Annotated in this window: 9 protein-coding genes; 7 read left to right on the top strand and 2 right to left on the bottom strand. The window is 47.0% G+C overall.

Annotated features, from left to right (window positions below; all coding sequences use genetic code 11):
• The first annotated feature begins 175 nt into the window (after positions 1–175).
• The 5 genes from ilvB to CZ360_RS02265 all read left to right on the top strand — a co-directional run bounded on the left by ilvB (position 176) and on the right by CZ360_RS02265 (position 7217).
• Positions 176–1828 carry a biosynthetic-type acetolactate synthase large subunit gene (ilvB, locus tag CZ360_RS02285; protein WP_229407968.1) on the top strand — a complete coding sequence of 551 codons (1653 nt, stop codon included), beginning with the start codon at positions 176–178 and terminating at the stop codon, positions 1826–1828.
• Between the two features lie 12 nt (positions 1829–1840).
• Complete coding sequence (gene ilvN, locus CZ360_RS02280; protein ID WP_077532569.1) at positions 1841–2329, top strand: acetolactate synthase small subunit; 489 nt, start codon at positions 1841–1843, stop codon at positions 2327–2329.
• Positions 2330–2416: 87 nt separating this feature from the next.
• Positions 2417–3412, top strand: coding sequence for a ketol-acid reductoisomerase (gene ilvC / locus CZ360_RS02275; RefSeq protein WP_077532568.1), 996 nt, complete (start codon positions 2417–2419; stop codon positions 3410–3412).
• Positions 3413–3751: 339 nt separating this feature from the next.
• On the top strand, positions 3752–5590 hold the full coding sequence (asnB, locus tag CZ360_RS02270) for an asparagine synthase (glutamine-hydrolyzing) (RefSeq protein ID WP_077532567.1): 1839 nt from the start codon (positions 3752–3754) through the stop codon (positions 5588–5590).
• A 124-nt stretch (positions 5591–5714) separates the two neighbouring features.
• Entirely contained in the window at positions 5715–7217 is a 1503-nt protein-coding gene (locus CZ360_RS02265) for a DUF1846 domain-containing protein (protein ID WP_077532566.1), read from the top strand.
• 39 nt (positions 7218–7256) lie between these two features.
• Here the strand turns inward: CZ360_RS02265 and CZ360_RS02260 are convergent, their stop codons facing one another.
• Together CZ360_RS02260 and CZ360_RS02255 are read right to left on the bottom strand one after the other, a co-directional pair.
• A complete protein-coding gene (locus CZ360_RS02260) occupies positions 7257–8504 on the bottom strand; it encodes a cation:proton antiporter (protein ID WP_077532565.1) in 1248 nt (415 codons plus the stop codon).
• Positions 8505–8841: 337 nt separating this feature from the next.
• Positions 8842–9861 (bottom strand): LacI family DNA-binding transcriptional regulator, encoded by a 1020-nt coding sequence (locus CZ360_RS02255; RefSeq protein ID WP_077532564.1) that lies wholly within the window; start codon positions 9859–9861, stop codon positions 8842–8844.
• 502 nt (positions 9862–10363) lie between these two features.
• On the opposite strand from CZ360_RS02255, the gene CZ360_RS02250 reads away from it, so the two are divergent.
• Entirely contained in the window at positions 10364–11617 is a 1254-nt protein-coding gene (locus CZ360_RS02250; RefSeq protein WP_205411096.1) for an AGE family epimerase/isomerase, read from the top strand.
• A complete protein-coding gene (locus tag CZ360_RS02245; protein ID WP_143530119.1) occupies positions 11610–13640 on the top strand; it encodes a hypothetical protein in 2031 nt (676 codons plus the stop codon). Before CZ360_RS02250 ends, CZ360_RS02245 begins: the two co-directional genes overlap by 8 nt.
• The last annotated feature ends 45 nt before the right edge of the window (positions 13641–13685 follow it).

Here is a 13685-nt window from a genome sequence, read left to right as displayed (position 1 = left end):
CCGATGGCAAGGCGGTTATTTCCATTTTTGGATGAGGCTCTGTAGCCGATAGGAAAACGGTTGTAGAAAAAGCGCGGACATCATTTTGTTTTTTTGATCACTATGACAAATCAAAGCATAAAAGAGTTGAAAAATAGCAGAGAATACTTTATAATATAAGGAACTATTATAAATCATGAAAACAAAATTTTGCATTGGGAAGGAGCTTGTTATGATAACGGTTGCGCAGGCAATGGTAAAATGTCTGGAAGAGGAAAGAACATCCGTTGTATTCGGCTATCCCGGTGCTGCGATCGGCGCTTTTTATGACGCGCTGTCATACAGCAAAATCAAGCATATTCTGGTTCGCCATGAGCAGATGGCAGCGCATGCTGCAAGCGGCTATGCAAGGATGAGCGAACGGCCTGCGGTTTGTATCGCCACCTCCGGCCCGGGGGCGCTGAACCTGATTACCGGAATTGCTACCGCATATATGGACTCGATTCCGCTGGTTGTGATTACCGGCCAGGTGTCCAGCGACATCCTGGGGAGCGACGGCTTCCAGGAAGCGGATATCACCGGAGCAGTGGAACCGTTCATCAAATACAGCTATATTGTCAAAGACCCGGATTCTATTGGCCGTATTTTTAAGGAAGCCTTTTACTTGGCTGCAAGCGGCAGGCCGGGGCCGGTGCTGATCGACGTACCGATGGATATCCAGACTCAGAAAATCCATTTTTCCTATCCGGACAGCGTGAATATCCGGGGATACCGTCCGACTGTCAAGGGGCATCCCGGACAGATCAAACGTGTCCTGACCGCTATGAAAAACGCAAAACGCCCGGTTATCTGCGCAGGCGGAGGCGTGTTTACGGCTAAGGCGCAGGAGGAACTCAACGAGTTAATCGAGAAATCAAATATTCCGCTCGTTACAACCCTGATGGGAATCGGAATTGTCAACTGTGACAGTCCGCTCAATTTCGGGATGCTCGGAATGCATGGCGTTGCGGCTGCAAACCATGCGGTGCAGAAGGCTGACCTGCTGATCCTGATCGGCGCGCGTGCAAGCGACCGTTCGGTACAGGCGCCGCGCATGGTAGAGAAGCACAAGAAGGTTGTACATATTGATATTGACCCGGCTGAGATCGGGAAAAATATCGCGGTGGATATCCCGCTGGTCGGAGATATCAAATCCATTCTGCAGGAAATGAACCAAAAGGTAGTCCGTAATGAATGCGGGGAATGGATTCAGGAGCTGGCTGGAATCAAAGAGCGCAAAAAAAATCATGGAATGATCAAAGAGGGATATATTAACCCGAAAATTTTTATGAACATGCTGTCTGTCGAGACGGATCCGAACGCGCTGGTTGTGGCCGATGTCGGGCAGAACCAGATTTGGACTGCAAACCACTGCGGTATCCACAACGGGCGGTTTATGACCTCCGGGGGAATGGGTACGATGGGGTATGCGATTCCGGCCGCGGAGGGCGCAAAGCTGGCTGACCCGGAGCGGCAGGTGCTTTCTGTCTGTGGAGACGGTTCGTTTCAGATGCAGATGATGGAGCTCGGCACGATTTCCTACTATCATATCAATGTCAAAATGGTAGTTATGAACAACAATTACCTTGGAATGGTCAAGGAGCTTCAGGACCGTATGTATGCGGGCAATGAAACTGCCGTCCATCTGGGAGATACCATCAATATCTGTAATGTTGCTAAGGCCTACGGGATTCCGTCCCGGCGCCTGACCGATATGTCTGAGTGTAAAGAGGCAATTAAAGAAATGATGAACCATGACGGCCCGTACCTGCTGGAATGTATGGTTGATCCGAATGAGTCCACTTTGTAAGGAGGGGAAGAGATGCAGCATACAATTTCTATTCTGGTAGAAAACCACGCCGGTGTCCTTTCCCGTATTTCCGGACTGTTTTCCCGCCGCGGCTTTAACATTGAGAGCCTGGCAGTCGGGATCACTGACGACCCCACGATTTCCCGTATCACGATTATCGTGGAGGGGGATGATTACACAGTCGAGCAGGTGGAAAAGCAGCTCAACAAGCTGGTGGACGTCATCAAGCTCAAACGGATTCACCCGTATGAAAATATCAGCCGGGAGCTGATGCTCATCAAGGTGGCTTATAACGAAAGCACCCGGGGGGATGTGATCGACATTGCCCGCGTGATGCAGGCGAAGATTTCTGATATATCCCCGACTACCGTTACTATTGAAATTTCCGATACCTCCGAACGGCTGGAGATTATGCAGCAGCTTCTCAAACCCTATGGGATTCTGGAAGTGATTCGGACGGGAACTATTGCTATCCAGAAGGGCAGCGATGTCATCAACTAATCAGGATAACCTCAACTGCGAGAGCGGTTGGATTATGAATAAAGTATCACACCGACAATTCATCGGCGAATTTAGGAGGAAAAGAATATGTTAAAAATCTTTTATGAAAGCGATTGTAACCTGGGCCTGCTGGACGGCAAAAAAGTTGCAGTCATCGGTTACGGAAGCCAGGGACATGCCCATGCTCTGAACCTGAAGGAAAGCGGAGTCGACGTAGTTGTCGGTCTGTATGAAGGTTCTAAATCCTGGGCAAAGGCAGAAGCTGCCGGTTTGACTGTTATGACCGCGGAGGACGCTGCCAAGGTTGCTGACTTCATCATGATCCTGGTACCGGACGAAAGACAGGCTGACCTGTATAAGAAGAGCATTGCTCCGTATCTGACCGCAGGAAAAACCCTGGCGTTTGCGCACGGCTTTAATATCCATTTCCAGCAGATTGTCCCGCCGGCTGACGTCGACGTTGTTATGATCGCGCCAAAGGGCCCGGGCCATACTGTCCGTTCTGAATATGTTGCCGGCAAAGGCGTTCCCTGCCTGTATGCTGTTCATCAGGACGCTTCCGGCAGAGCAGTTGATATGGCTCTGGCTTATGCTGCCGGTATCGGCGGCGCGAGAGCGGCTGTTTTGGAAACCACCTTCCGTGTTGAAACAGAAACCGACCTGTTCGGCGAACAGGCTGTTCTCTGCGGAGGTGTCTGCGCACTGATGCAGGCAGGCTTTGAAACCCTGGTTGAAGCTGGCTATGACCCGAGAAATGCTTATTTTGAGTGCATTCACGAAATGAAACTGATCGTTGACCTGATTTACCATGGCGGCTTCTCTGAAATGAGATATTCAATCTCTGATACCGCGGAATTCGGTGATTATGAAACCGGCAAACGGATTATCACAGAAGACACCAAGAAAGAAATGAAGAAGGTTTTGGCTGAAATTCAGGATGGTACCTTTGCTACCAAGTGGATTGCGGAAAATAAGAACGGCCGTGCACACTTCAATGCAACCAGAAGATTGAAAGCGGAACATGAGCTGGAAACCGTCGGAAAAGAATTGAGAAAAATGTATTCCTGGAACGACGAAAAATAAGCTTCGGGATTATACATAAGAAGAAAACAAGTCAGGAAATGGAACGTAGATCGTTCCATTTCCCTTGTTTGCTTTTATGGAAACAATTTGCGGCGTAAAAGGATAAAAGCACGCTGAACGAAAAGAAATACCTTTTCGTTCATAGAAAAAAGGAAGAAAAAAGCCCTCGAAAGGGTATGAAAACGCCTTAAGAGGGTCTTTTTATCGATCTAACCGATGCTTTTTTAGGAGAATGAAAAAGCATAACAAAATCAGGTTATGCCAATAATAGATGAAGATGAAAGCTGGGCAAATAGGCCTAAAATAGGGATTGGAAACCGAAAAAGGAGAACAAAAAGCATGTGTGGATTTGTAGGGTTTGTGGATGCACAGACTGAAAATAAAAGCAATGTGATCAAGGCGATGGCTGATCAGATCGTCCACCGTGGTCCAGACCAGGATGACTATTATATTGACGATACCATGGCGCTTGGATTCCGCCGTTTGAGTATTATTGATCTCGACGGAGGCAGTCAGCCCATTTATAATGAAGATAAAAGCAAAGTTTTGGTTTTTAATGGGGAAATCTACAACTATCAGGAACTCAGAAACGATTTGTTGGAAAAAGGGCACTGCTTCACCACGAAAACCGACTCGGAGGTATTGCTTCACGGCTATGAGGAGTATGGAAAGGAACTGCTGCAAAAGCTGCGCGGGATGTATGCTTTTGTGATATGGGACAGGAACGAGAACAAGCTGTTTGGCGCGCGGGATATTTTCGGAATCAAGCCTTTCTATTATTATAAAAAGAACGGGACTTTTCTGTTCGGTTCCGAAATCAAGGGTTTTCTGCCGCATCCGCACTTTGAAAAGGCGGTGAATATGAAGCGCCTGCCGGAATATCTATCTTTTGAGTACCTGCCCTGTGAAGAAACCATGTTTAAAGACGTTTATAAGCTGCTGGGCGGCCATTGCTTCACCTACGAAAACGGCCTGCTTAATATCGAGCAATATTATCAGATTGAGTATAAAATCGATGAGTCCAAGCCGCTGGAGTATTGGATCGATACCATTGAAAAGACCTTCCAGGATTCCACCCTGACCCATAAGATCAGCGACGTTGAGGTTGGAAGCTTCCTCTCAAGCGGGATCGATTCCAGCTATGTCGCCTGTGAAATGAGCAAAAATAATAAGGTAAAGGCTTTTTCGGTCGGCTATGAGGAGGAAAAGTACAGCGAGCTTTCCTACGCGGAGGAATTTGCCAAGACTATTGATCTTGATATCTATACCAAAAAGGTATCTGCGGATGAATTTTTCGGGATTGCGCCGACCGTCCAGTATCATATGGACGAGCCATTGCCGAACCCGTCCGCTCTGCCGCTCTATTTCGTGGCGAATACGGCCGCGAAGCAGGTAAAGGTTGTTCTGTCCGGGGAAGGCGCGGACGAGCTGTACGGGGGCTACAACTATTATGTGGAGCCGTTGGAATATGCGTCCTATCAGAAGCTCCCGCAATGGATCAGGAGCTGTGCGGCAGCAGTAGCAGGCCGTCTGCCGAATTTCCATGGAAAACGCTTCCTGACCCGCGCCAGCCAACCGATAGAAAAACGCTTTATTCGAAACAACTACGTTTTTGACCAGAAGGAGCGGCAGAAGGTGCTGGCACATCCTGTGGATGCACCGGATCCGTCGGTTTTTACGAAGCCGTATTTTGACAAGGCGGAAAGCCTGGATGATGTTACCAAGATGCAGTATGTAGATATCCACACCTGGATGCTGTATGATATTCTCTTAAAAGCGGATAAGATGAGCATGGCAAATTCCCTGGAGCTGCGGGTTCCGTTCCTTGACAAAAAGATGCTGGATGTTGCGCTTCAAATCCCGGCAAAATACCGGGTCAGCAGGGAGGTGACTAAAATCGCACTGAGAAAGGCGGCGATCCGTCAGCTTCCTCCAAAAACAGCGAACAAAAAGAAGCTTGGTTTCCCGGTGCCGCTCAACGACTGGCTCAAGCAGGACAAATACTATTGTCAGGTGAAGGAAATGTTTGAGAGCAGTGAAGCAAAAATGTTCTTTAACCAGGATTATATTCTCAAGCTGCTGGAAGACCATAAAGAGGGTAAACGAGGCAACATGAAGAAGGTCTGGTCAGTTTACTGCTTCCTTCTCTGGTATCATGAATTCTTTGTAAAACGGTAAAACAAATCGGGGACAAAAAACTGTCCCCGATTTGTTTTGTTCACTGGAAAAAGGTTGTAAAATCCAAACAAATTCTTTATAATAAAATAGAATAAGAATGAAAGCTGTAAATGGGAGAATAAAAATGAGTGAGATTGGGGTAACGAACAAAATTGGTTTTGACAACGAAAAATATCTGAAGATGCAGTCTGAGCAAATCCAGAAGCGGATTGGACAGTTCGACAACAAATTGTATCTGGAATTTGGGGGAAAGCTATTTGACGACTTCCATGCTTCCCGCGTGCTGCCGGGTTTTGCGCCTGACAGCAAACTGAAAATGCTGCTGAAGCTAAAGGAACAGGCCGAAATCGTGATCGTAATCAATGCGAATGATATTGAGAAGAGCAAGGTTCGGGGTGACTTGGGAATTACATATGACCTTGACGTTCTGCGGCTGATGGACTCCTTCCATGGAATCGGACTTTTTGTCGGCAGCGTGGTGATTGCGCAATATGCAGGCCAGCCGGCGGCAGACGCGTTTAAAAGCAAGCTGGAAAAGATGGGAATCAGGGTTTACCTGCATTACCCGATTGAAGGATATCCCAGCAATATCCAAATGATTGTCAGCGACGAGGGGTATGGCAGAAACCAATATATTGAAACCTCCCGCCCGCTGGTTGTCATCACAGCGCCGGGCCCGGGAAGCGGTAAAATGGCTACCTGTCTGTCCCAGCTTTACCATGAGTATAAGCGGGGAATCAAGGCGGGCTATGCAAAATTTGAAACCTTCCCAATCTGGAATTTGCCGCTTAACCATCCGGTTAACCTGGCATATGAAGCGGCGACTGCCGATCTCAATGACGTCAATATGATTGACCCGTTCCATCTGGAGGCGTATGGCGAGACAACAGTCAATTATAACCGTGACGTAGAAATTTTCCCGGTATTAAATGCAATGTTTGAAAAGATCGTTGGCAAAAGTCCTTACCGTTCTCCGACAGATATGGGGGTCAACATGGCCGGTAATTGTATTGTAGACGATACAGTCTGCTGCGAAGCTTCCAAACAGGAAATTGTCCGCCGCTATTATAACGCTTTATGTGACCAGCGCCAGGGACGCGGGGAAAAGGCGGCTGTTTATAAAATCGAACTGCTCATGAAGAAGGCGGGGGTGTCGATCGACGACCGCGCTGTAGTAAAGGCGGCGAACCAGCGGGCGGAGGAGACCGGGGAGCCGGCCGCCGCCATTCAGCTTCCGGACGGGACTGTCGTCACAGGAAAGACCACATCGCTGCTGGGCGCCTCTTCTTCGGCTCTGCTGAATGCGTTAAAGGCCCTGGGCGGGATCAACCATGCGATGCATTTATTGCCGCCGATTATCATTGAGCCGATTCAGAAGCTGAAAACCACACACTTTGGAAACCATAATCCGCGGCTTCACACAGATGAGGTTCTGATTGCGCTGGCAATCAACGCGACTACGAATCCTACCTCCGGGCTGGCGCTGGATCAGCTTCAGAAGCTGCGCGGCTGTGAGGCGCATTCCTCTGTGATTTTGTCTCAGGTGGATGAAAGCACTCTGCGGAAGCTGGGGCTGAATCTGACCTGTGAGCCAAGGTATCAAAGCAAAAAGCTTTATCATAAATAAAGAGAAAGCGTTCCGGGCAAATTGCCCGGAACGCTTTTTTTAGTCAATCAAAGAACCATCATATGGGTCAATCAGCTTTCCTTCATAGGGATTGGGTTCGGCAGGAGGATTGTCCTGCGGATCCTGCTGGTGATGCTTGTCCCGGAAAGCAATTTTTAAGAGGATCGGGGCGATAATCGTAGTTAAAACAACCATTATGATAATCGGACCGAATAAAACATCGCTGACCAGCCCAAGCGCCTTTCCCTTATTGGCGACAATCAACGCGACCTCGCCACGGGAAACCATTCCGGCGCCGATCTGGATACTTTCTTTATTATTAAAGCCTGTCATCCGCGCGCCAAGATAACAGCCGACAATTTTGGATAGAACCGCAATAACGACCAGCAGCACAGAGAAAACAATCAGCGCAACGCCCATAGTATCCATCTTTGCGGCGATACCGACGCTGGCAAAGAAGATAGGGGACAAAAACAGGTAGGATACAGTTTCAAACCGCGCGGTTATGTAGTGACTCCGTTTGGTTCCGGAAAGGATTAGCCCAGCTACAAAGGCGCCTGTGATATCGGCTACACCGAACCATTCCTCTGCCACAAAAGACAGCAGCAGGCAGAATACAAATGCCACGATTACATACCGGCGCAGGTCTTTCTGGCTGTTGTTGAACCACATGGAGAAAAGCTTGAAGAAAATAAGACCGACAACTCCGGAGAAAATGAAAAACAGGAAGATCTTTAAGAGGATTAAGCCAACGTTAGCAGACTCGCCAGCCAGGCTGGAGACAATAGTCAAAACCACAATTCCTAATACGTCGTCGATAATCGCCGCGCCAAGGATGGTGTTGGCAACCTTGGTATTCAACTTTCCAAGCTCTTTCAGGGTCTCAACCGTAATACTGACAGACGTAGCGGTCAAAACAACGCCGATGAAGATATTCTGCATCAGGTTTTCTCCGCCTACACTGCTGAAATGGCCTAAAAGAGCACCGCCGATCAGAGGGACGATTACTCCGATTACGGCAACAACAGTGGAAGCTACTCCACAGTTTTTCAGCTCCTTAATATTGGTTTCCAAACCGGCAGTGAACATCAGTACGATGACTCCGATTTCAGATAATTGTGTAATAAATTCTGTTTCCTGTAGAACACCAAAACAGGCAGGACCCAAAATCAAACCGGCAAGCAGGGCTCCGACTACCTGAGGCATGTTTACTTTTCTAGTTAACAAGCCAAGAAGTTTTGTGCTCAATAAGATCAAAGCCAGATCCAACAAAAATTTATAAGTCACAAACAATTCCTCCCTTACAGATTTTTGTTACAAAACTATGTCCATTCAATAAGCATTATATATAGTACTATTTATCCCAAAAATAAGCAAGAACGAATCCTCCAAATTTCTTTTCTTTTTGGCAAAAAATATGGATAAAGGTTTGACAGTGCTTTCTTTTTTTACTTTTCTTTTACAAATTTTGTCTCTTGTATCCTGTCAAAGCTCTATTGACCTATATGCCGGGAGAATCGGGAACGCAGTCTTTCCCTTCGTCAATTGCAAACAGCCGAACCTCGGCTCTTGCGCCGTATAATTATCGGATGCCGGCGGCAGTAGTTGACAATCCCCTATCCCATTACACGCTCTCATGGACGCAGGAGGAATCGCGGATGACCAGTTCCGGCTTGAGCAATATTTTTTCAGAAGCACCATCGGGTTCCTTGATCTGCCTCAGAACCGTTTCAACTGCCCGCTGGCACATCTGCTCAACCGGCTGGTGCACAGTCGTTAACGACGTTTCCAGCAGCGAGGTGTAGAGCAGGTCGTCATAGCCCGCGATGGAAATATCCTCCGGGACGCGTATCCCGCGCTCTTTAAGACATTTTAATACGCCCATTGCCATAAAGTCGTTCACAGTGAGGATGGCATCCGGACGAAATTGATCCAATATTTTTTCTGTAGCATGATAGCCACCCTGAAAGGTGACCTCGTCTACCACAATCCATCCGAGCTGCACCGGAAAATTGGATTCCCGATAGGCTGTCAGATAGCCCTCCACACGCAAATTGGATACCGGTACCGTCCGGTCTCCTACAATATAGGCGATGCGATGATGTCCGGTTTCCAGCATATATTTGGTGAGACGGTAGGCGCCGTCGCTGAGATCCGTCATTACACAGGGGGCGTTGATGCCGGCATAATAGGAGGTAATAAAGCAAATGGGAATATTTAGCTTTTGAAGCTCCTGATAATGCGATACATCCGGCGTTGGGTTGTGGGAGGGGACGGAGATCACTCCGTCGACATGCAGGTCAATAAATTTCCGGACGATTTTCTGTTCTTTTGATATATTACCCTTTGAAATTCCCAGCATAATATCATACCCGCAGGCGGTTAATTCCTGCTGAATCAGGTCAATCATATTGCCGAAAAAGGGGTTTGTGATATCGGTAATAATCAGTCCAATCACGTTAGTACACTTTGAAGTAAGGAACCGCGCATATCGGTTTGGCTTGTAGCTGATCGATTTGGCCACTTCCAGAACCCTGGCTCGTGTTTCCTCGTTGATTCCGGGTTTTCCGTTTAATGCCATTGATGCGGTTCCGATCGAAACGCCGGCCGTTTTGGCAACATCCTTGATGGTCGGTGCGGACATAAAATCCCTCCTGATTATAATAAAATCGTTTCAAATATAGTATATCTCAAATAGTGAAATAACTCAACAGAATATGATAAATTTCAAATATTTTCATATGTTTTATGTATAATATGTATATTATAACTCGAAATATTGGTCTATTTTGTTATATTGACATATTGAAACGTTTCAATTATAATGAATTTGTAAACAATGATTGGCCGTCACGCCATTTATCATATCTAGAATGATGAATGCGAAAAGCTCTGAAAAAGTGTACGTTTTCAATCTGTTAAAAATCATAGTTATTTGCTTGGAAAGCACCTTTTTAAGGTGCTTTTTTTCTGTTTATTGATCGAACGAAAAAATACACTTAATCATTCTAAATGATACAACGGTTCGAGCGCATCGGGAACCTCAGTCATGTAACTCCAGCAAACAATATGCCAAATACGGTGGAACGAAAAGGGGAAGGATAATGTTGAGTCGGGGAAAGAGTTTTTGCAGAGAAAAGCGGGAAATGGAAAAAACGTTGTTTGAGAAAATTATTCCGTTTTGGGCCTCTCGAGGGATTGACCAGGAGTATGGCGGATATCTCCTGAACTTTGATGAAAACGGAAAGCCGTATGGCGGAACGGACAAATACCTAGTTACACAGACTAGAATGCTTTGGGGATTTTCACATTTGTCCCGGTGGAAACAGGGTGCAGAAAAGGATAGCCTGTATCAGCATGCAAGACAGGGGCTGCAATTTCTTTTAAACCATTTTTGGGATTCCCGGTTTGGCGGGTTTTACTGGAAGGTCAGCCGGCAGGGCGATCCTATAGACAAGGCAAAACTGACTTATGGAGAGACCTTTGCGATCTATGCACTGAGTGAATATTATCTCCGTTTCGGAGATAAAACGGCGTTGGAATATGCCGAGAAAACCTTTGACCTGCTGCAAATTTATGCGGCGGATACCCTGAACGGCGGATATTACGAAAATATCGAAGAAAACTGGGAAAGATCGAAGGACGGGTTTTATGCGGGCGACCGGAAGTCACTGGACATCCACATGCACTTAATGGAAGCGCTGACAACTCTTTACCAGGCGAGCGGAAAGGAAATTCATCGGCGCAAGCTGATTGAAAGCATTGAGCTGATTATGCGCCATATGGTAAACCAGGATATTGGATACGGCTATAACCAGTTTGATGTATCATTCCACAAAATTCCCGCCATCAACATCTATCGGACATGGAACGCGGAGCGGGAAACAAACGAAGAAATTTCCGTACCGGTGGATACGACCTCCTATGGACATAATGTAGAGCTGAGCTGGCTTTTAGACCGCGCGTTTGAAGTTTTGCGGCAGGAGACTCCGGAATATCGGCCGGTTTTAAGAAAGCTTCTCGACCATTCGCTGCAGTATGGATACGATTTTGAATACGGAGGGATTTACCGGGATGGAATTGCGGATAAAGAGGTTCTGGTGAAGGATAAGGAATGGTGGCAGAATTTTGAATCCTTGGTAGGATATTTAAATGGATATGTAAAATATCAGGATGAAGCCTATGCGGAAGCCTTCGAAAGGACATGGGTGTTTGTCAGAGATAATTTTATGAATATGGAGGTGGGAGAAAGCCGGCAGCTTTTAGACCGGCAGGGAGAAAGTATTGTAGGAAATATGGGTAACGCCTGGAAAGGTATTTATCACACGGGACGTGCGCTGAGTGAATGCCTGGAACGGTTAACGTTGCTGAATACAAGAGAGGATGAAGTAGATGACTAGAGGAATGCACTACATGTGCTGGTTTAAAGAGGATTGGAACTACCATCCCAGCATGCCGAGCAAACGGCTGCAGCAGGTAGAGGATGCGGCCAGCATGAAAGGAAATATGCTGTTATGGTCCTGTTTGGGGAGCGGAGCAATCGGGCTGCCTTACCTGCAAAAGGAAGCATATGAAAAGATACAGCCGCGCTTTAAATTTTATGGATACCTGAATGACCAGGAGTTTTGCAGGGAATGTGAGAAGAGAGGCATTACTGCTTATGCTGTCCTGTGGAAAGCGCAGCTATGGGAATTTCCGGCTGAAATTTCCGAAGAAGAGGACGAGCTGCTCTCCATGAACAAGCTGGTCGGCGAGGGCAAAAAGGTAATGATTGGAATGTCGGAGCTGTCAACAAACCGGTATCCGAAGCTGTTTGAGCCAATCGAAACCTTTTTCCCGGATGGCTTATATAATTCAGAAGGGGAAAAAGTCGGCGATTATTTGGAGGAATTCGCTGCGCAGACGCTGGAAGGAAACCGGATTCTGTCTAGCTGGCTGATGGTACCCCATCACGACCACAAGTGCTATACCCCCTGCGCAAACAACCCGGCTTATATGACTTACATGAAGAAATGCTTGCAGATTATGATCGATGCAGGGGCAGGCGGGATATTGCTGGATGAATATGACGTTCAGATTCACGCGCTCTCCAACGGCGGATGCTTCTGCAAGGATTGTATGAAACAGTTCCGTCAGTATTTAAAGGAACATCCATCCGCACAGACAGAAGGACTTGACCTGGATCAGTTCAATTACCGGGAATATCTGCTTGGCTTAGGATACCACGACGAGGATCTCAAGGTCACTCAGTTGGCAGCGAGGATGGATATTCCGCTGATTCGGGAGTTTACTCAGTTCAATCTGGATCGGCTTGAGGATGACTTCCGTCAAATCTGTGAATATGTAAAGACGTATTCAAAAGAAACAAGAGGAAAAGAACTGCCTGTATCGGCGAACCTGTTCAACTGCCTGCCCAGAAGCGAAGGGCTGAGAAAATATTGCGACACCATCTGTGGAGAAAAAAGCGGCCTGAAGCTGCGGCAGGATGCGTTCTATAAATTCGGATACAGCTTCATGCAGGGCAAGGACGGTTCCTTTATCCAAGACCCGAACGACCATATCCTGGGCATATTGGATGATATCGACCACAACAAAAACGATGCATACATGCTTTTCATGCTTGAACCGCTCGCACATGGCTTTAATATTTCCATATCCTATGGCGGCTGGCTTATTAACCTCAAAAAAGATTCCTTTTATCCCAACCTGGAAACAGAGCGGAAGATGGGGAAATGGCTGACAGAGCATGAGGATCTGTTCCGGATGGATCCGGTAGCAGAGGTGGCGGTCATCTATGACCATCGCAGTGCGTTGGAAGTGGAAATGTTTAGCGGGAACTACGCTGATCCGCATAAAGAAGGCGGATTCCGTAACTTCTTTGATATTACACAGGAGCTTTGCAGCCACCATATCCTCTACAATGTGATTTATGTAAGCGAGGATGAACCTTTGACGGCTGAGCGTCTAGAAGGCTATCAAAAGCTGCTGTTGCCGGACGTATATCGGTTGACAGAGGAAGAAAAGGGAGTGATCCGTGACTTTGCAAAGCACGGAGATGCGGCAGCCGTCGGCAGGATTGACCGCGACCTGTTTGATCTCGCGTTCCACTATACCAAGTTCTTTGAATTGGAGGACTGGTGCAGAACGGAAAAACCGGTTATTACTGCGGAAGAAAATGCGAAGGTAGGGCTTGCGCTTCACCATGCGCCATATGGGTATAACCTGCATCTGCTCAATTACAACCTAAACAGCATTACAAGAGAAATCGAACCGGTTTCCAGTTTTGTGGTGGAATTCAGCGATCCGATCCAGTCGGCTCAGGTACATAGCTTCCCGGAAGGAAGAAGCACTGTCAAAGTGGAAGGAAATCGCCTGATCGTCTGCGACCTGGATATCGATACCGTGATCGAGGTAAAAAAATAATCAGCATAGGTACATTTTTTATAATGTAAATTAGATAAACGGATA

It is taken from the genome of Massiliimalia massiliensis (genome assembly GCF_900155615.1).
In the GTDB taxonomy this organism is placed as follows: Bacteria; Bacillota; Clostridia; order Oscillospirales; family Ruminococcaceae; genus Massiliimalia; species Massiliimalia massiliensis.
The sequence above is the reverse complement of the archived record's forward strand: the minus strand, read 5'-3'. Positions and strand labels throughout refer to the sequence as shown.

Coding starts and splice junctions, on each gene's coding strand:
- ilvB (WP_229407968.1), top strand. CDS start 176: ATGAAAACAAAATTTTGCATTGGGAAGGAGCTTGTTATGATAACGGTT.
- ilvN (WP_077532569.1), top strand. CDS start 1,841: ATGCAGCATACAATTTCTATTCTGGTAGAAAACCACGCCGGTGTCCTT.
- ilvC (WP_077532568.1), top strand. CDS start 2,417: ATGTTAAAAATCTTTTATGAAAGCGATTGTAACCTGGGCCTGCTGGAC.
- asnB (WP_077532567.1), top strand. CDS start 3,752: ATGTGTGGATTTGTAGGGTTTGTGGATGCACAGACTGAAAATAAAAGC.
- CZ360_RS02265 (WP_077532566.1), top strand. CDS start 5,715: ATGAGTGAGATTGGGGTAACGAACAAAATTGGTTTTGACAACGAAAAA.
- CZ360_RS02255 (WP_077532564.1), bottom strand. CDS start 9,861: ATGTCCGCACCGACCATCAAGGATGTTGCCAAAACGGCCGGCGTTTCG.
- CZ360_RS02250 (WP_205411096.1), top strand. CDS start 10,364: ATGGAAAAAACGTTGTTTGAGAAAATTATTCCGTTTTGGGCCTCTCGA.
- CZ360_RS02245 (WP_143530119.1), top strand. CDS start 11,610: ATGACTAGAGGAATGCACTACATGTGCTGGTTTAAAGAGGATTGGAAC.